The organism is Duganella sp. Leaf61 (assembly GCF_001421905.1).
GTDB lineage: Bacteria > Pseudomonadota > Gammaproteobacteria > Burkholderiales > Burkholderiaceae_D > Rugamonas > Rugamonas zoogloeoides.
Genome location: NZ_LMLM01000029.1, coordinates 395,558 through 414,161, shown reverse-complemented (window position 1 = coordinate 414,161; position 18,604 = coordinate 395,558). Strand labels below are relative to the sequence as shown.

21 protein-coding genes are annotated in these 18,604 nt (G+C 59.3%); 16 read left to right on the top strand and 5 right to left on the bottom strand.

What is annotated here, in order from left to right; translation table 11 throughout:
* Positions 1-12 precede the first annotated feature (12 nt).
* From ASF04_RS19845 to ASF04_RS28315, 7 genes are all read left to right on the top strand, one after another.
* The gene (locus ASF04_RS19845) at positions 13-756 is read left to right on the top strand and encodes an AAA family ATPase (RefSeq protein WP_056145618.1); all 744 of its coding nucleotides are present in this window, start codon (positions 13-15) and stop codon (positions 754-756) included.
* Between the two features lie 205 nt (positions 757-961).
* Complete coding sequence (locus tag ASF04_RS27615) at positions 962-1,198, top strand: hypothetical protein (protein WP_152882986.1); 237 nt, start codon at positions 962-964, stop codon at positions 1,196-1,198.
* Between the two features lie 744 nt (positions 1,199-1,942).
* Entirely contained in the window at positions 1,943-2,278 is a 336-nt protein-coding gene (locus ASF04_RS27610; protein WP_156368712.1) for a hypothetical protein, read from the top strand.
* A gap of 88 nt (positions 2,279-2,366) precedes the next feature.
* Entirely contained in the window at positions 2,367-2,603 is a 237-nt protein-coding gene (locus tag ASF04_RS19835) for a hypothetical protein (protein ID WP_056145612.1), read from the top strand.
* Between the two features lie 533 nt (positions 2,604-3,136).
* Positions 3,137-3,388 carry a hypothetical protein gene (locus ASF04_RS19830; protein ID WP_056145608.1) on the top strand — a complete coding sequence of 84 codons (252 nt, stop codon included), beginning with the start codon at positions 3,137-3,139 and terminating at the stop codon, positions 3,386-3,388.
* A gap of 59 nt (positions 3,389-3,447) precedes the next feature.
* Entirely contained in the window at positions 3,448-3,903 is a 456-nt protein-coding gene (locus tag ASF04_RS19825; protein WP_156368711.1) for a hypothetical protein, read from the top strand.
* 41 nt (positions 3,904-3,944) lie between these two features.
* On the top strand, positions 3,945-4,433 hold the full coding sequence (locus ASF04_RS28315) for a DUF3806 domain-containing protein (protein WP_229205132.1): 489 nt from the start codon (positions 3,945-3,947) through the stop codon (positions 4,431-4,433).
* A gap of 520 nt (positions 4,434-4,953) precedes the next feature.
* On the opposite strand, the gene ASF04_RS19815 is transcribed toward ASF04_RS28315, so the two are convergent.
* Positions 4,954-6,582: a hypothetical protein gene (locus ASF04_RS19815; protein WP_156368710.1), complete on the bottom strand. Its 1,629-nt coding sequence runs from the start codon at positions 6,580-6,582 to the stop codon at positions 4,954-4,956.
* 166 nt (positions 6,583-6,748) lie between these two features.
* On the opposite strand from ASF04_RS19815, the gene ASF04_RS19810 reads away from it, so the two are divergent.
* From ASF04_RS19810 to ASF04_RS19795, 4 genes are read left to right on the top strand one after another with little or no spacing between them, the layout of a single operon-like run.
* Positions 6,749-7,786 (top strand): DNA polymerase III subunit delta', encoded by a 1,038-nt coding sequence (locus ASF04_RS19810; RefSeq protein ID WP_056145596.1) that lies wholly within the window; start codon positions 6,749-6,751, stop codon positions 7,784-7,786.
* Between the two features lie 10 nt (positions 7,787-7,796).
* Entirely contained in the window at positions 7,797-8,183 is a 387-nt protein-coding gene (locus ASF04_RS19805; RefSeq protein WP_056145593.1) for a PilZ domain-containing protein, read from the top strand.
* A gap of 33 nt (positions 8,184-8,216) precedes the next feature.
* Positions 8,217-9,002: a TatD family hydrolase gene (locus ASF04_RS19800; RefSeq protein ID WP_056145591.1), complete on the top strand. Its 786-nt coding sequence runs from the start codon at positions 8,217-8,219 to the stop codon at positions 9,000-9,002.
* Positions 9,002-9,670 (top strand): ankyrin repeat domain-containing protein, encoded by a 669-nt coding sequence (locus ASF04_RS19795; protein ID WP_056145587.1) that lies wholly within the window; start codon positions 9,002-9,004, stop codon positions 9,668-9,670. The genes ASF04_RS19800 and ASF04_RS19795 overlap by 1 nt, the downstream gene beginning before the upstream one ends.
* Here the strand turns inward: ASF04_RS19795 and ASF04_RS19790 are convergent.
* A complete protein-coding gene (locus tag ASF04_RS19790; protein WP_056145584.1) occupies positions 9,664-10,467 on the bottom strand; it encodes an alpha/beta fold hydrolase in 804 nt (267 codons plus the stop codon). The genes ASF04_RS19795 and ASF04_RS19790 overlap by 7 nt on opposite strands.
* A gap of 226 nt (positions 10,468-10,693) precedes the next feature.
* On the opposite strand from ASF04_RS19790, the gene ASF04_RS19785 reads away from it, so the two are divergent.
* The 3 genes from ASF04_RS19785 (at position 10,694) to ASF04_RS19775 (ending at position 12,310) form a co-directional block, all read left to right on the top strand.
* Positions 10,694-11,617, top strand: a complete 924-nt coding sequence (locus tag ASF04_RS19785; RefSeq protein ID WP_056145582.1) for a methyltransferase domain-containing protein — start codon at positions 10,694-10,696, stop codon at positions 11,615-11,617.
* A gap of 65 nt (positions 11,618-11,682) precedes the next feature.
* Entirely contained in the window at positions 11,683-11,931 is a 249-nt protein-coding gene (locus ASF04_RS19780; RefSeq protein WP_019921213.1) for a hypothetical protein, read from the top strand.
* Between the two features lie 178 nt (positions 11,932-12,109).
* On the top strand, positions 12,110-12,310 hold the full coding sequence (locus ASF04_RS19775; RefSeq protein ID WP_056145579.1) for a hypothetical protein: 201 nt from the start codon (positions 12,110-12,112) through the stop codon (positions 12,308-12,310).
* A gap of 6 nt (positions 12,311-12,316) precedes the next feature.
* Here the strand turns inward: ASF04_RS19775 and ASF04_RS19770 are convergent, their stop codons facing one another.
* Positions 12,317-13,411 (bottom strand): phospholipase A, encoded by a 1,095-nt coding sequence (locus tag ASF04_RS19770; RefSeq protein ID WP_056145576.1) that lies wholly within the window; start codon positions 13,409-13,411, stop codon positions 12,317-12,319.
* 201 nt (positions 13,412-13,612) lie between these two features.
* Between ASF04_RS19770 and fusA the strand changes: the two genes are divergently transcribed.
* Positions 13,613-15,721: an elongation factor G gene (gene fusA / locus ASF04_RS19765; protein WP_056145573.1), complete on the top strand. Its 2,109-nt coding sequence runs from the start codon at positions 13,613-13,615 to the stop codon at positions 15,719-15,721.
* A gap of 43 nt (positions 15,722-15,764) precedes the next feature.
* Here the strand turns inward: fusA and ASF04_RS19760 are convergent, their stop codons facing one another.
* A complete protein-coding gene (locus tag ASF04_RS19760; protein ID WP_056145570.1) occupies positions 15,765-16,259 on the bottom strand; it encodes a hypothetical protein in 495 nt (164 codons plus the stop codon).
* 81 nt (positions 16,260-16,340) lie between these two features.
* Between ASF04_RS19760 and ASF04_RS19755 the strand changes: the two genes are divergently transcribed.
* A complete protein-coding gene (locus ASF04_RS19755) occupies positions 16,341-17,729 on the top strand; it encodes a DUF2799 domain-containing protein (protein WP_056145567.1) in 1,389 nt (462 codons plus the stop codon).
* A gap of 212 nt (positions 17,730-17,941) precedes the next feature.
* On the opposite strand, the gene ASF04_RS19750 is transcribed toward ASF04_RS19755, so the two are convergent.
* On the bottom strand, positions 17,942-18,601 hold the full coding sequence (locus ASF04_RS19750; protein ID WP_156368709.1) for an outer membrane beta-barrel protein: 660 nt from the start codon (positions 18,599-18,601) through the stop codon (positions 17,942-17,944).
* Positions 18,602-18,604 lie beyond the last annotated feature (3 nt).

The following is an 18,604-nucleotide window of genomic DNA, read 5'->3' as shown; positions in this document are numbered from 1 at the left end:
ACGGAGCCGACCATGATCTCCAGCCAGTTCGTGTCGCAGGTCCGATTACGCGTGGCCGACGTGCCGGGATTTGACCGGTATCCGTTTTCGCTGCCTGCCGTGCGCCATCTCGACGTGCTCGACCTGCATCCCAGGGTGACCTTTATCGTTGGTGAAAACGGCTCCGGTAAATCGACGCTGATGGAGGCGATCGCGGTGTCGTTCGGTTTCAACGCGGAGGGCGGCACGCGCAATTTCGGCTTCGGCACGCGCGCTTCGCATTCGGTGCTGCACCAGTACCTGCGCCTCTCGAAAGGCGTGCGGCAACCGAAAGACGGCTTTTTCCTGCGTGCCGAAAGCTTCTTCAATCTCGCCACCGAGATCGAAAGATTGGACAAGGAACCGGGCGGGCCGCCCATCATCAACTCCTACGGCGGCAAGTCGCTGCACGAGCAATCGCACGGCGAGTCGTTCTTTTCGCTGGTGATGCACCGTTTCGGCGGCAACGGATTTTATGTACTGGACGAACCGGAAGCAGCGCTCTCACCGCAGCGCCAGCTCTCGCTGCTGACCCGCATCCACGACCTGGTAAAGGACCGCTCGCAATTCGTGATCACCACCCACTCGCCGATACTGATGGCCTATCCCGACGCCGTGATCTACCAGTGCACCGACACCGGCATCCGCCAGGTCACGTACGAGGAGACCGAGCACTTCCAGGTGATGCATGATTTCGTGGTCAATCCGAAGCGAATGCTGGATATTTTGCTGGATTAGGAACCACTGATAGTATGGCGCTTTATTGACCTTAAATTATTAGGTAGCTGAATGTGAGTAAATCAGACTGGTAATTTCCGCCTGCACATTTAACGTTTCTGAGGATTGAAGCGATTCTTTTAGACCGCTAGGGCCCGTCACGCTAGACGCCGTTAGATTTTCGGATCAGGTCGAGTAATTAACTAGAAAAATTGTTAGGGTAAAAATGGATCATTCAACCGCGCAGAAGCTTATGGATGCCTACAAAGGCATTGGAGAGGCTCTCAATGGAGCAGATAGCATCATTCGCACACTGCCGGAAGACGAGCGGACTGCGCACTTGCGTGGCCTTGCCGAGATGATGGGACACCTCTGGTTCAAACTTGAACTTCCAGTTGTTCGCGAACACAGAGATCTGGATCCGGATGGCGATCGTTTCCAGAAAAAGTCGGATCAAGAATGATAAGTATGGCCGCTTTGGGGCGACAACGTCGCATCGGGGGCAGATCATGATGTTTTCGCAACGGCAACATGCTATGCTTGAACGACCGGCTGAGAACGGCCAAAAGCGGCCCTTCGGGAATGATATAGTGCAAGAATTGTGGGTGCAAAACGGGAGAAGCTGAGATGATTGATTATTGTCCGGTTTGCGGATACGGACCAAATCTTGGATACCCTTCAACTGAGGAATTGCGACGCTCACACGAAATCTGCGATTGCTGCGGCTGTGAGTTCGGGTATGACGATAACGTTGAACACTACGACCGATGGGTTTTAAAGGGAAGCCCTTGGTTTAACTCTAAGGCTCGCCCCTTGAACTGGTCGCTTGAAGAACAGCTAGCTCATACAATTCGGCCATGGCCTCCAGCTGCAAGCATCGGGACTTAAGGGCGGCAGTCGACTGCGGATGCAGCCTGTCGCCGCTGCCGCTGGATTCTCGGTCTGGCGAGCTGTTATGCTGGTCGGTACGGCCGGGTTCGGCCAGCAGCGGACCGTGACCTATAAAATTAAAATATGGAATTCATTTCAAAGAAAAATTCGACGAAGGGCAATACGACCGCGTCATTGCTGTTGGCGGTGATAAGGTTGATACTGCCGTTGCTGCAAGCGTTGCCATTTTCGATAGTGACGGTTTGGCGGTGATAAGGTTGATACTGCCGTTGCTGCAAGCGTTGCCATTTTCGATAGTGACGGTTTACGAACCCGAGTGAACGTGCTATCCAGCGCCGGAGCCTCATGCTTCCAAGATGTTCGATATGTAGGCAACCTCGTATTTATCGGCTTTGGTCAATATGTATTTATTTTAGACGTGAAGGCCGGTGCGGTAGTTAGCCATCAACTCGATGGCTATTTTGGCCATATGTACGATGGTGACGATTTTGAAAATCTACCCACAAAATTTTCCGTACTCGTTACATCCGCCTCAGAAGCGCTAGCGATCTCGAGGACGGGTGAATTGCTTTGGGTGCGGAAAAATCTCGGCATTGACGGAGTGCTATTGCATGCCGCAAACTCGAGACAATTCGACGGCGAGGGCGAGTGAGACCCTCCTGGTGGATGGCGGAAATTTTCAGTGTTGGCGGATTCAGGCACCGTCCTATAACGGCCAACAGCAGACATACACTTGAACGATGAAAAATCCAACCACGCAAGAAATTGAAGCCTTGCTGATGAACATCCTTAGCGACGGATTTAACAGATCCTTTGGTGCACTTCGAGCTACAAATTGTATTGATGAGCAAAAGCTGGCTGAAAAGTACAAAGGTGCAGGAAGCGAGTATTACGACTTGGTCACCGCTCAGATCGAGCTCACTGCGAAGTATGCTGCACCTGCCGTACGGGCGCTTTTTTTAGACCAGGAATGTTAAAGCGAGTAGTTCGTCATATTGGCCGCGTTCGGCCAACAGCGGACAGCGACAGGTAATCGAACTAGAGGAAAATGTGGGGACTGGAATTTTGTCAGCAGCCGAAGGGATAGCGCGAACTTATTTGAATCGAGACGAAGTCGAGGCAAGTGACGTGTGCGGCTGCTATCGTTGTGTTCGCTTGTTCGCCCCGACAGAGGTAACACTTTGGGCTGACTCGAACGATCCAAACGATGAGGACCCAGGTGCTTTGAGGGAAGCAAATGATAAGTTCTGTGGTTTGACAGCGGTATGCCCAGCCTGCGAAGACACCTCCGTCATAGGCTCGGCATCAGGGGCGACAATGACACTTTCTTTTCTTAAAGAGATGAATGATTACTGGTGCTCGCAGAATAGGCCAGTTGGCCTTTAGCCGCCAGCAGCAGGCCAATAGCCGACGGTGAGGGATTGTGAAAATTTAAACTGTGCAGCGAGAAAATTTAGACATACGAAATATGGTTTCATCGGAATTATTACAGTCATGGGCTCGAACTGAGATGTTATTGGAGAAAGCTCAGGATTTGCTCTCTCCTGAGGCCTTCCAAGAGCATGAGATTACGCTTACGCAGATGGCCGATTTTATCGAGCATAACGAGCTTGGACTTGCATTTGTTTGGTTGAAGTCGATTGCAGAGGAGAGCCAATGGGATTCTGTAGAGTTATTGAATACGCTCCTTTTAGCAGCAGAAAACATGAATCGAACCGATGATGGAAATGCATTGCGACAGCGTCTCCGTGAGCTGGCTTAGGTATCAGCAGGGTTCGGCAAACAGCCGACATAAGATGATTGTACTTTTGGGGGGAGCAGATGACTACGGTCTTGGCTGAAACTGAATGGGTTCAAAACCTTGCTTCAGAGTTTGTAATTCGTTTCCTAGCCAGGCTCAGTTGCGAGATAACCATTGTCGGGCGAAATGGTTATGAGGCCGGCACTGACGAGTTGATAAAGCCGAGACAACTTCGTAGAGTCAATGAAGTTCAAAATAAGGTTACTGCATGCCTTTCCCAATTGCTCGAAGGCGAATGCCCAGATGGTTTCGTTGAGTCGATTGCTCAGAGGGTGCTTGCGGAAGACGACGATGAGTTGAAGTGCATGCTTGAACGGTCAATGGCTTCAAGCGAAAAAGTACGTTCAATCGAAATGACCGCTTTGGGCGAAAACGGCGTGTCGGGGCAGATCATGATGTTTTCGCAACGGCAACATGCTATGCTTGAACGACCGGCTGAGAACGGCCAGATGCGGCCGTTCGATAAAGTCGCGTAAACCATCAAATCGGAAGAAACTTCCCACCTCCAAGAGGTCTCTTGAATAAGTTACTTTGCTCGTTTTTGTTGTTAATTTCTGGGGCAGCTATGTCAAGCGATCAAAAGGTTTATTTTCCATCGTCACAAGACATAGAGGTGTTGGCACACCAGCGGGCTGTCATCGAGAAGCTCTTGTCCCCATCGGACTTGGAATCAAAATATAGCACTGCACCTGGAAAACTGGGAACGTTGCGCGCGGTTATTGCTGCGAATATGTTCAAAGCAAACCAAACGTTCGAACTTCAGTGCATGGGGGTCGTCTTGGGCGACGCGTTTGTCCTCGACATGGGCTTCCATTGGGTAGTCGTCGAAGACGAATACGGCAGAGATTTTGCTCTTAGATACAAAGACACATCCGTCATAGTCTTCCCCATCACCATGATTTCAAAACGTGTTGAACGGGGAGAGACCGTTGATGTTTTTGATCTCTACAACGGTGTTGCAAACAGGTTTGAAGAGATTTTGAGTAAAAAAACCGACAAACTTTAGTCTAGATTTTCAGTGCAAGAACCGGCGGTGCCAACGGCCGAACGGCCGGCCCACGACTTCATTCACTCAGTCAACAGACTCCCAAGGCAATGGCCCTCCGGAAGAGATGAAGGTCCGCTTTGGGGCGACAACGGCGTGTCGGGCTAAGCATTTTTTTACTATGAAAATTGAACCGTCTGAATCCGGCCCGCAGCTGACTTTGGAGTAAATTCATAACGAAATTTTTACAAAGCGAACGCGAGACGTTGATAGGACCCGCTGCGGTAGGTGTTGCGTTGGGTATAGTTTTATCGGTCTGCACTATCGCGTTCAATAGTGAGTACAACGCAGCAGCTTCGTCCGACTGGGCAACAGTTGGCGACACGGCGTTGATTTTTCTCGGCGGGTTTTTCCTGGCGTTTGTCCCCTTCGGTTTGGCTCCCGTGTTAATCGGACGCATCAGACTCGGAGCCGGAAAAAAGGGCAAGTAACCCCGGCTGCGGCCAAGATCAGCCATTCAAAAAGCGGGTTTTAAACGCCATCACAACCCCGGAATATCGGCGTTATGAAACCTGCTCATCCCCACCACCCGGGTACTGCTGTCCGAATACGATAACTCCACCTTGTCCCCGGGCTTGGTCAACACCAGTTCCTCCGATAAATCCGAACTGCCGGTAAAGATCGTGCCCAGGGTTTTCTCGGCCGTGGCCAGCGTGATGTAGTACATGGTCTGGTTGTTGCGGAACTCCGACGAGATGCGCACCACCGTGCCCTTGAGCTCGACATCGCGCGCTTCGGTGCCGATGTCGGCGGCTACGCGGTTGGTCGAGCGTTTCGACTGGTAGCTGCGCAGCGTGGCGGAGAGCGTGTCGGCCACGCCGATCACCTGGTTGTTGCGCATATCGACCATGCCGAACGCGCGGGACACGCCCTGGGCGTCGCGCAGCGCCATCACGTACGTGGGTGCGCTGCCCACCAGGAATGGCAGCGGGTTGGTGGCCTGGTAGCGTTTTTCCGGGTTGACGTTCTCCGCCGCATGGGCCGCCGTGTATTGCGACACCGACGGCACCTTGAACCAGCGCACCGTCTTGGTCCGTGAATCGACAAAATAAAAGCCGGACAGGCCGTTGTTATTGCCTTTCGAGGTCATGCCGCCTACCCAGTACGGGCGCTGGTCGGAGCCGTACACCAGGTCGAGGTAGCCATCGACGCGCAGCCGGCCTTCGTTGTTGAGGTTGAAGTAGCCGTGGATGAACTCGCCGCGATCCTGCATCTGCTCGAGGATGAATTCCTCGGCCTGGATGCGATCAACCCACTTCGGTTCCGTGCCCAGCTTGTAGCGCACCACGGCGCCGGTGACAGCATTGACGGTGACGATGCCGGTCGATTCGCTGCCGGAGAAGCCCACCTTGTGCTCGTACGTGGTGCCGACGAAATATGGCACGCCTTCATCATCGATTTCCGGCTCGAAATCGGTCAGGCCCACCGTAGCCTGGCCCGACAGGTAGGCGTGGCGCTCGACGTGGTCGCCGAAATAGGCCGACAGCAGGTAGCGCAGCTTGAGCGGCTTGCCATTGAGTTCCATCACCAGTTGCACGTCCGCCGGGTCGTGCGCGGAGACGGTCAGGTAGCCGGGCGTGCCTCCGTCGGCAAACCACTTGAAGAAACCGCTATGCTCGAGAAAGGCCACCCACACCAGCTTGTCGCGCACCAGTTGTTTTACTGGCCGACCCACCCGCACTTGCGACCCGAGCGAGGCGATTTCGGACAGTCGCTTCTGCATCGCCTGCAAGGCCATGTCCTCCGACACCAGCGGCGCCTGGTCGATATCGATCGGCGGCAGGGCGTCGTGGAAATTGGCCTGGTGTTCCGTGCCCAGCATCTGGTAATAGGCATTCGCACGGATGATCGGCGCACTGGTCAAGAACACCACCGCGCCAAACAGCACGGTCAGCGCCGTGTACGCCGCCATCAGTCCCACCCGCCCGGTGAGCGCCACCGCCGGGATCGCCGCCACCAGCACTACTACATAGATCCCGGCAAAGTCCAGCGCCAGGGTCGGGATCTTGAAGTAGAACAGGGCCGCCAGCAGCAGGACCGAGAGGGCCAGGCCGATCATGCTTAATGTGCGGCGCGGGTAGCGGGAGTGGCCAGGGTGACGAAATCTCATGTGCTCCAATCGTAAGGTGCCGGGCTGTGGATGCCGGAATCGATGCATAGAATACCATTTTGCCTATGAGAAAGTAAGAAAACGGCGCCCGGTGGCGTACAATCGCTCACCCGCGTGGAGTATCTTTACTTTGCTTATGCGCATGATTTAAAACACACTACCAAGAATGAGCGATTCCATTTATCCCTGGCAGCAAGAATCCTGGCAACAATTGCAGCAGTTGCGCCAGCGCCTGCCGCACGCGATCCTGTTCCACGGCGCGGCCGGCATCGGCAAGGCCGATTTTATCGAGCGCTTCGCCCAGGGGCTGCTGTGCGAGGCCGTGCGCCCCGATGGTCACGCCTGCGGCCAGTGCGCGTCATGCGGCTGGTTCGCCCAGCACAACCACCCCGATTACCGCCGCGTGCGGCCCGAAGCGCTCGAAGACGAGCCGCCCGAGGGCGAGGAAGGCGAGGGCGATGGCGGCAAAAAGGCGGCCAAGTCCACCAAGACGCCGTCGAAAGAGATCAAGATCGAGCAGATCCGCAACCTGGCCGACTTCATGAACGTCTCCACCCACCGCGCCGGCTTGCGCGTGGTGGTGCTGTATCCGGCCGAGGCGCTGAATATGCCGGCGTCCAACGCACTGTTAAAGACCCTGGAGGAACCGCCGCCGGGCACCGTGTTCCTGCTGGCGTCCAACAGTCTCGATCGCCTACTGCCCACCATCCTGTCGCGCTGCCGCAAATTTGCCATGCCGATGCCGTCGCACGACCAGGCGCTGGCCTGGCTCAAGCAGCAAAACGTCCCGGACGCCGACAGCTGGCTGCGCGAGCAGGGCGGGGCGCCGCTGGCAGCCATGGCCCAGGCCGAAGCGGGCAACCGCGACGACCTGGAAACCCTGCTGCAACTGCTGGCCCGTCCCAGCGTGGAAGGCGCCCTGAAAGTGGCCGACAAGCTGCAAAAAGTGCCGCTCACGGCGCAGGTGTCATGGTTGCAGCGCTGGCTGTATGATGTGTGTGCGCTCAAGCTGGCGGGCAACGTGCGTTACTATCCACGCTATCAGCGCGAATTGGGCAGCCTGGCCGATAAAATCCATATCAGCCGGCTGCTGGCGGTGATCAAGGGCGTCAACGACCGCCGCGCCACGTCGGACCACCCGCTGTCGCCGAAGCTGTTTTTGGAGGATATGTTGCTCGACTATACCGCCGCCTGCACCCACTGAGAGATCGACCATGCCCGCTGACAGCCATTTCGATTCCACCGCCGCCCCGGGCCTGCCCGGCCGGCCCGCGGTGCTGTCGCTGGCGATCCGCGAAAAAGCAGCGCTGTATGCCGCTTACATGCCGTTCCTCAAGCATGGCGGCCTGTTCCTTGCCACCAAGCAGCCGTACAAGCTCGGCGACGAGCTGTTCCTGGCGCTGACCCTGATGGACGAGCCCGAAAAATACCAGGTGGCGGGCCGGGTGGCCTGGATCACCCCTGCGGGCGCCCACCACGACAAGGCGCAAGGCGTGGGCATCCACTTCCCGGACGACGAAGGCGGCCAGAAGCTGCGCCAGCGCATCGAGGATATCCTGGGGCCGGCGCTGCGCTCGGCCCGCGCCACGCACACCCTGTAGCCGCGCACTGGGGACAAGCGGTACAATCGCACCATGTATATCGATTCCCACTGCCACATCAATTTCCCCGAGCTGGCTGCTCGCATGCCCGAGATCCTGGCCAAGATGGCCGACAACGGCGTCACCCACGCCTTGTGCGTATCGGTTGATTTGCCGGACTTTCCGCAAGTACTGGCGCTGGCCCATGAGTATCCGCACATCTATGCGTCGGTGGGCGTGCATCCCGACTACGAGGACACGCCCGAACCCACCGTCGAACAGCTGGTCGCGCTGGCCAATGATCCGAAGATCATCGCCATCGGCGAGACCGGCCTCGACTACTACCGCCTGGAAGGCGACCTGGAATGGCAGCGCGAGCGCTTCCGCACCCATATCCGGGCGTCGCGCATTACCCGCAAACCGCTGATCATCCACACCCGCAGCGCCAGTGAAGACACCATCCGCATCCTGCGTGAAGAAGGCGCCGCTCCGGAGGCCGGCGGCGTGGCCGGCGTGATGCACTGCTTTACCGAATCGCTGGAAGTGGCGCGCGCCGCCATCGAACTGGGCTTTTATATCTCGTTCTCGGGCATCGTCACCTTTAAAAGCGCCAAGGAGCTGCAGGCCGTGGCTTTGGAGGTGCCGCTCGAACGCATGCTGATCGAGACCGATTCGCCGTACCTGGCGCCGGTGCCGTTCCGCGGCCGCACCAACGAGCCGGGCTATGTCGCCCACGTGGGCGAGTACATCGCCAGGCTCAAGGGTATCCCGGTGGAAGAGGTCGCAGCACAGACGTCGGCCAATTTTTTCAAACTGTTCAACGTCAAAGAGGCCGCCTGATGAAACGTCGTCACTGGTTGCTGGCCAGCGTAGCCATCATGTTGTCCGGACCGGCGCTGGCAGCAGCATTGCCGCCTGGCGAGGTGGACCTGTTCCGCGCGGTCGAGCAGGACCGCGCCAACAGCGTGAAAAAGTCGCTGGCGGCCGGCGTCAATCCCAATGCACGCGACCTGGGCGGCGAAACGGCGCTGATCGTTGCCATCCGCAACGACGCCAACGATGCGGCCACGGTCTTGATGGACCAGAAGGGCATCGACCTCGAAGCGAAGGCACCAAACGGCAACACGGCCCTGATGATGGCGGCCTACCGCAAGAACCAGCCGCTGGTAACCGACCTGCTACGGCGCGGCGCCAAGGTCAACCAGTCGGGCTGGACCGCCTTGCACTATGCGGCGGCGGGGGGCAGCGCCGAGATCACCAACTTGCTGCTCGACCACAAGGCCCAGATCGACGCCGAGTCGCCATCGGGCATGACGCCGCTGATGATGGCCGCACGCGAAGGCCAGGAAGACGCGGTCAAGGTGCTGCTCGCACGCGGGGCCAATGCCACCCTCAAGGATGGCGGCTTTCACTTGACGGCGGCGGGCTTCGCGCGCAAGGCCGACAAGCCGTGGATCGCCAAGGCCATCGACGCCCACCTGGCGGCCAAGGGCATCAAACCTCAGTAGCCGATGTCCTCGAGGAAGGTATCGATATAGTTCGAGCTGTCCTCGGGCGCGCTCAAATGCGGGCAATGGCCCACGTTGCTGATGACCTTTACGGTCGAGAGCGGCAGGTGGTCACGCAGGTAGTCGCCCACCTCGCGCGGCGCCACCAGGTCGTCGCTGCATTGCAGGACCAGTGACGGAATGGACGACCTGGCCAGGTCCGCGCGGTGGTCGGCGGTAAACGTCACGCGGGCGAAATGGCGGGCGATCTCCGGATCGTTATGCTCGAAGCGGGTAAGCAGTTCGCGCGTGAGCTGCGGCTGGTTCGGCGCCCCCATGATGGCCGGTGCCATGTGGCGGGCCCAGGCCAGGTAGTTATCATCGATCAGCTTGAGCAGTTGTTCGATGTCTTCCGCATTGAAACCACCGACGTAATCGCCGTCGTTGATATAGCAGGGCGAAGGGCCGACCATTACCTGCGCGGCGAAACGCTCGGGCCGCTGGATCGAAGCCAGCAGGCCGATCATGGCGCTTACCGAGTGCCCGACAAAAATCACCTTGCCTTTCGCATAGAGTTCGATAATCTCAAGCATGTCTTCGGCATGGCCGTGCAGGTCGGCATACTTGTTACGGTCGTAGGCGGACAGGTCGGAGCCACCGTGGCCGGTCAGGTCGAGCAGGATGATCTTGTAGCGCCGGCTGTACGCCGGGTGGATGAAACGCCACATGGTCTGGTCGCAACCATAACCATGGACGAACATGATCGTGTGTTCCCCATCGCCGTGACAATGGACGTTGTTGCGTTGCTGCACCGACATGACTATCTCCTTGAAAGCAACACACAGTATACGGTGAAAGTGCGGACAATAGTGACTAAAAGATAATTTAGCTGGAATCATACCGATAGATCGAGAATTGGCGGGTAATTCCTGTCCATCTCGTAACATCATGCCGAAGCGAAATTCTTGATAATGAGCCTATCCGCATTGCATCCAGAGACAGTGCGATTCATAGTTTGTTAATAGAGGGAAATCGAGGACATCCATGCTGAACGAACGCGAGATCGAAAGCTGCTATCTGGGGCAATTCATACCAGTCCACTACCATCACAATATGTTGATGGACCAAAACCGCATGCACGGGTTCAAATCGGCAATCGATTACGCGGTCCGGCCCGGCGCCAAGGTGCTCGAGCTCGGTGGTGGCACCGGCGTGCTGTCGTGGTTTGCGGCAGCCAAGGCCGCCAAGGTGTATTGCGTGGAATTCAACCCGGACATGGTGCGCGAGGCCCGCAAGATGCTGGCGCTTAATCCCAATGGCGAAAAAGTGGAAGTGATCCACGCCGACGCCTTCGAATACCTGCCACCGGAACCGCTCGACGTGGTGATCTGCGAAATGATCCACGTGGCCATGCTGCGCGAAAAACAGGTGGAAGTGATCGAATCGTTCAAGCGCCGCTACCTGGAACGTTTCGGCGGTCCGCTGCCGGTGTTTCTGCCCGAGGCGGTGATCATGGCAGTGCAGCCGCTGCAGCAGGAATACGATTTCGAAGGTTTTTATGCGCCGATCGTGCAATTCCAGGAAACCCAGGTGGTGTACCCGGGCACCGTGGAAATGGCCCATCCGGCCGTGTACAGCATCATCGACTTCAGCCAGCCCAACGAGCTGACCTATGCGTGGCAGGGCAAGTTCGTGGTCGAGCGCACCGGCGAGATCAATGCCATGCGTTTCGTCACCAAGAACGTGCTGGCCGTGGTGCAGGACCGGGCCACCACCATCGACTGGCTCAACCATTACATGACCTTGCCGCTGGCGCTGCCGGTCAAGGCCCGCGCGGGCGATGTGCTGGAAGTAAGCTTCCAGTACCGGGCCGGCGGTTCGATCCCGTCGCTGCAGGCGTCCCTCAAGGCCGAGCTGGTTTTTGAGGCGGCCACGCAATCCGTGGCACACGTGCCGGCCTTCGCCTAAGTTGCTGCTGTGGACTGCACGGGAACAGCGTATACTTCCGCTTTTATATTTTTAAGTTGAAGAAGATGGAACAGATCGACCAGCGCTACCTCGTCCAGCAGAACAAGATCGCCGACGGCGACACCAAGCCCCCGGTGTTTGCCAAGGTGATGCGCAGCAAGGAAGGCGCCTTCGAGGGCGTCTCGTTCATCAAGTCGAAGGACAAGGCGTCGGTGCTGACCATCGACCAGGCCAACGAGGCGATTGCGTGGTCGGCCAGGAAAAAGCCGAATGCGCACGAGTACGTGACCAAGATCATCTGCGTCGGCCAGTAATAGGTCCAACACCGCGGTCCAGCACCGCGGTCCACCACCCCGGTCCGCCACGCCGTTCATCCCGCCTTTTCCCCGCTTGATCCCCGTCTGGCTGCAACCGGTCGCACCATCGTTGCAGCAAAAACTCCCGGTCACTACAGTGTCAGCATCGACACCACTCTGATCCGGGAGTTTTTATATGTTCAGTTTTTTATTATGGCTCGTCCTGCTGTTCATTTGCTGGCCGCTGGCGCTGCTGGCGCTGGTGCTCTATCCGCTGTGCTGGCTGCTGACGCTGCCGTTTCGCCTGATCGGCATCGGCGTGGAAGGCATATTAGAGCTGCTGCGCGCCGTGGTCATGCTGCCGGCGCGCATCCTCGGTGGCGGCGCGCGCCGTTAAGACGACTTAGAAATCCACTTTCACACCGATGCCGATCGACTTCTGCGCGTAGTTGTAGTCGATCAGGCTCTGGCCATAGCCGCTGAAGCCCTGCACATACCCTTTCAGGTTGGCGGCCACCGGGAACGCCCAGCCCACCTGCAGTGCGCCGTGGTTGGTGTGCAGGTTGCGGCGCGCCAGCATCGTGATCTCGTGGCCGTCCCAACGGTAGCTGGCGGTGACGTCACCGTGGCCGAGGTAGTCGGTGATGTCGATGTTGTCGTTGTCCGAGCGGGAATTGTCGAGGCGCTTCCACAGGCGGAAGTTGACCGCGAAGTTACCCTTTTCGGCGCCGATCTGGGCGTAAATCCGGTTCCAGCTGCGCGACAGCGTTGACGTCTGGCCATTGGACTGGTGCACCATGCCCAGGGTCAGGAAGCGCACATCGACGCCACGGAGGTTCAGCGCCAGCGGCGTGGTCACCATCAGCTCGGGCTGGTAATTGGTTTCGCGGAACGGGCTCGATTCCGACCGGTTGTACGCCTGCCAGAAGCTCTCTTGCGTATAGCCGAACCACAGATCGACCGGGTAGCCGAATGCCTGCTCGAGCATCTTCATCTTGAAACTGAGCTGGTACATCAGTTCCACGTGTTTCGACTCGAGGCCGTCGGGCGAAAATTCCTTGAACGGCTGGTCGTTATTGCCGCTGCTGTAATTGGCCAGCAGCAGGTAGCTGTCGCGGTGCGGACGGAAATTGAACACGCCGCGCTTGGCCGACCGGTCCAGTTCCCACGACTGCACCATGCGCGAGACCCTGTCTTCGGCAGGGATGGTGGTCAGCTCGGCCACTTTCGGCGGCAGGACGGCTTCCGGTGGCGGCGGCGGGGCGTCGGGCTGGGTACGGGGCGGGGCATCCGCCGCCGCGACTTTTTCCGCCTCGGTGGCCGGGCCGCCGGTAGCCGGTGCGGCGGCGACCTGGCCGCCCGGCGTCTTGCGCGCCAGGCCGTCGTAGCAGGCCAGCCGCGCGCTGGCGTCGCCCAGTACCGAGCAACGTTCGACGCGTAATTCAAGTTCAGGGGTGTCGGTGGCGGCTACCTGGGCCAAAGCGAGGACGGGGGCCATGCCAAAGGATAGGAAAAGGGCGGTTTTCGGTCGGACAGTCATGCAGATATTCCCGGTGAGATGTAAGCTTGCAGTTTAGTCCAGAGACTATATTAATTGCTGTTCAGTACGTCGCACATTTGGAAACAACTTTACTGCTTGAAATATTCTGTGCGCGCCGCACCTGAGACTACCCAAACCAGTTGTGTACGAGGAGCTGTGATGACCCGCAAAACCCCTATCGAGCGCTATCGCAATATCGGCATCAGCGCCCACATCGACGCCGGCAAAACCACCACCACCGAGCGCATCCTGTTTTATACCGGCGTCAATCACAAAATCGGCGAGGTACACAACGGCGCGGCCACCATGGACTGGATGGAGCAGGAGCAGGAACGCGGCATCACCATCACGTCCGCCGCTACCACGGCGTTCTGGAAAGGCATGGCCGGCAACTTTGCCGAGCACCGCATCAACATCATCGATACCCCGGGCCACGTCGACTTCACCATCGAAGTCGAGCGCTCGATGCGTGTGCTCGACGGCGCCGTCATGGTGTACGACGCGGTGGGCGGCGTGCAGCCGCAATCGGAAACCGTGTGGCGCCAGGCCAACAAGTACAAGGTGCCGCGCATCGCCTTCGTCAACAAGATGGACCGCATCGGCGCCGATTTTTTGCGCGTGCGCGAACAGATCGCCAACCGCCTGAAAGGCGCGCCGGTGCCGATCCAGCTGCCGCTGGGCGCCGAAGACAATTTTCACGGCGTGATCGACCTGGTGAAAATGCGCGCGATTAACTGGGACGACGAGAGCCTGGGCGTGAAGTTTACGTACGAGGACATCCCGGCCGACTTGCAGGCGCAAGCACAGGAATGGCGCGACAAGCTGGTGGAAGCGGCGGCCGAAGCCACGCCCGAGCTGCTCGACAAATACCTCGAAGGCGAGCCGCTGACCGAAGACGAGATCAAGGCCGGCCTGCGCCTGCGTACCATCCGCAACGAAATCGTGCCCATGCTTGCTGGCAGCGCCTTTAAAAACCGCGGCGTGCAGGCCATGCTCGACGCCGTGATCGAATACCTGCCGTCGCCGGTGGATGTGCCGGCCATTGCCGGCACCGACGAGCAGGACCGGCCGATCGAGCGCCATCCGGCCGACAGCGATCCGTTCTCGGCGCTGGCGTTCAAGATCATGACCGATCCGTTCGTGGGCCAGCTGACGTTCTTCCGCGTGTATTCGGGCGTGGTCAATTCCGGCGATACGGTCTATAACCCGACCAAGTCGCAAAAAGAGCGGCTGGGCCGCATCCTGCAAATGCACGCCAACGAGCGCAAGGAGATCAAGGAAGTGTATGCCGGCGATATTGCCGCTGCCGTCGGTCTGAAAGGCGTGACCACGGGCGATACCTTGAGTTCGCCCGACCACGTGATCGTGCTGGAAAAGATGATCTTCCCCGAGCCCGTGATTTCGCAGGCGGTGGAACCGAAGACCAAGGCCGACCAGGAAAAAATGGGGATTGCCTTGAATCGCCTGGCGCAGGAGGACCCGTCGTTCCGGGTGCATTCGGACGAAGAGTCGGGCCAGACCATCATGTCCGGCATGGGCGAGCTGCACCTGGAAATCCTGGTCGATCGCATGCGCCGCGAATTCGGCGTGGAAGCGACGGTCGGCAAGCCGCAGGTGGCGTACCGCGAGACGATCCAGAAAGCCGTCACGGATGTCGAAGGCAAGTTCGTCAAGCAGTCGGGTGGACGCGGCCAGTACGGTCACGTGGTGCTGGCGCTCGAACCACTCGAACCGGGTAAAGGCTTCCAGTTCGTCGATGCGATCAAGGGCGGCGTGGTGCCGCGCGAGTTCATTCCGGCCGTCGATAAAGGCGTGCAGGAAACCTTGCGCAGCGGCGTGCTGGCCGGCTACCCGGTGGTCGATGTCAAGGTAACGCTCACCTTCGGCTCGTACCACGACGTCGATTCGAACGAAAACGCGTTCCGCATGGCCGGTTCGATGGCGTTCAAGGAAGGCATGCGCCGGGCCGACCCGGTGTTGCTGGAACCGATGATGCAAGTCGAGGTGGAAACGCCGGAAGAGTTCATGGGCAACGCCATGGGCGATCTGACGTCGCGGCGCGGGATGGTGCAGGGCATGGATGAAATTGCCGGTGGCGGTGGCAAGATCATCCGCGCGCTGGTGCCGCTGGCGGAAATGTTCGGCTACTCGACCACCTTGCGTTCGTTGTCGCAAGGCCGTGCCACCTACACGATGGAATTCAAGCACTATGCGGCCGTGCCCAAGCACATCCTCGACCAGATTGCCGTGTCGAAGTCCCGCAACTGAGTAACTGCTTGAATAAGCGATCCCCGCGCAAGCGGGGATTTTTTTACTCGAACACTTTCAATTTCAGCTGTACCGATAAGGCGCCATACAGCCGATCCTTGTATTTCGGTACTACCGCCACGTTCACGCCCACGCTCTTGTACTCGAAGCTGGCCGTCGGTATCGCTGCCGGGAACCAGCCGCCGTCGCGCATCTTCGGGTAGCCGTTGAACCCCCCCACTACCGCGCCCAGCCGCACCGGCCCGATGCTGAACGGCTGGTAATACACGCCCACGTAATTCGAATATTGCCGATCGCTGTTATAGAAGCGTCCCACCGTTGCCGATGCCACGGTCGAGAAGCGGTATTCCGCGCCCAGCCCCGGATTGCTGTTGTTCAGTCCCTTGTCGCGATCGAAGTGGTAAGAATAAAAGCCGGCATTGAGCCACACCTGCTTGAGCGGTGCGGACTCGATGACCTCGAAAGTATCGGCCATGGCCGCGCCGTGCAGCCCGGCCAACGCCAGAACGCCAAAAAGAAAACGCAATCGAGAGCTCATGTCATGGTTCCACGCAGTAAAAGATTGGCAATTATAGCGATCCTCTATAATTGCGCAGCTGAAACTTTAAATCTGAATGCCATGACGCTCGCCACCCGTGTACTCCCCCTGATTCTTGCCGTGCTGCTGGCCGGCTGTTCTGCTTCGATCAAGCAGCGCATCGCTGCCTGCAAGGTCGGCGACTGGCAGCAGATCGGCAAGACCGACGGCGCGGACGGGGCGCCGCCCAACTTCGCCGAGCGCAAGGATTTCTGCGATGACCACGTCGATGGCGGCAAGTCCGCCACGGCCGACGCCGCTGCCCGCTACACGACCGGTTGGGAACAGGGCAACGCCGAGCTGTGGTCGGGGCTGGGCGCGGCCGATGGCACGCGCGGCCTGCCGCAACAGTTTGCCGCGCGCGCTGCCGCCGAGGACATGCGCAAGCGCAAGACCCCGCCCAACCAGGGCGCTTATGACGCTGGCTGGCTCAAGGGCAATTCCCAGTACTGGGAAGGCATCGGCAAACGCGACGGCGTGGCCGGCCAGCCCTTGACCGCCAGGGAAGCGGGGCGCAGCCAGGCCGCGCAAACCGGCATTCGCTTCGACGACGCCGCCTACAGCAATGGCTGGCAGGTGGGCAACCGCCAGTTCTGGCAGGACGCCGGCACCAACGATGCCAGCAACGGTGTGCCCGACAGCGAACTGCAGAAGCGTGCATCGAGCGCCCGCAGCCTCGGCGTGCAAGTGCAGGAAGACGTGTACCGCGCTGCCTGGAATGGCGAAATCGTCAACTACTGGCGCAACCTTGGCGCGCGCGATGCGGTGACCGGTTCCGAATTCGGCGTGCGCGGCCGCGAAGCGCGGCAAAAAGGCCTCAAGATTTTCGAAGCCGAGTACCGGCAAGCGTGGGAAAAGCGCCTGATGGAACACTGGGAACAGGCGGGCAGGGAAGACGGCTACGGCAAACCGTTCCTGCTGGAAGAGCGCATCGCCAACGCCCGCCGCGACGGCGTGTTCGCCATTCCCGACACCCGCACTATCTATACCCGCGCCTGGGAAGCGGAAAATGCCCGCTACTGCGTTCCGGAAAACGCCTTCGAGCACGGCCGCGCCAACCGCAGCATGGCGATAGAAGTCTGCGGCTCGCCGCTGCGCGACAAGCTCAAACACGCGTACTTCAGCGGCCAGGACTTCGCCAGCGCCGAAGTGCGGCAACGCCAGGGAGTCGAAGACGCACGCCAGATCGAAGCACGGTTATACGATGGCCGCAAGCGCCTCGACCGCCTGGACCGCGACATCCGCAACAACCAGCCGACCAAGGAGAAACCGGCCACCGACGAATCGGACAACCAGAACCGCCGCCGCGAACAGGAGCGGCGCGAACTGGTAGATCACCTGCGCCGCCTGGAACGCCAGCTCGACGACGCCCGCCTGTGGCTCGACCAGAACGACCTGCACATGCAACGCCTGCGCCGCAATATCTACTAGGAGCCTGTTCCAATTGGGAATGAGGCGCTGCTTGCGCGCCTCGGCAGCGGGGCTGGCGTTGCTTGTCATTGCATGGCCTGCCCTGCATCTCGGTGCTCGCTTGCGTCTGGTTCTGCTGGCACAGGCGTTACCAGTGCCGCGCATGCGGATGGACCAGCTGCCGCCGACATTAGCCGTTGCCCGGCACACGCCAGGTTCGGTTGCCTCAGGTGTCAGCGGCCGCCCGGCATCCTGGCCGGGGCTGTACCCGCACCGGCACCCGAACCTGCTTCGGGCCGCGCGCCGGGACCGGCGCCACCGGCCCGTCGCGGCGGCGGCGTGGCGCCGCCGAAGCGGTAGCGCATGCCCAGATACATCACGCGGCCGTCGTAGCGCCGCAGCGAATTTTCCTTGAGGGTGCTGGTGTCGCTCATGAACGCCATCTTGTTGCCATTGAAGGCGTCCTGGATGTCGCGCAGCAGGTCGAGGCGCGGCGTGTACGCGTGGCGCACGGTGAAGTTGAAGGTGGTGGTCGGTTCGCGGTAGCCTTGGCCCACCAGGGTGCGCCCTTGGGCATTGAGCATCGACTGCACGGTGGTCTGCGGCGTGAGCTGGTAGCTCAATCGCCCGCGTCCGCTCAGCGAACTGGTGGCGCGCCGGTTGCTTTGCCCGGTGTCGTCGAGGATGCGCTGCTCGCTGCGCGCCAGGTTGCCGCTGGCATTGAGCGTGAGCGTGGGCATCAGCTTGCCGCTGAGACTGAACTCGAGGCCGCTGGCAGCCGAGCCGGGACCGTTGTCGCTGGTGGACAGCAGCACCGACTGGTTGATGAAGTAGCGGCGTGACAAAATGGCGTCGCTGTCCTTGCGGTAATAGCCACGTAGATTGGCGTCCATGCC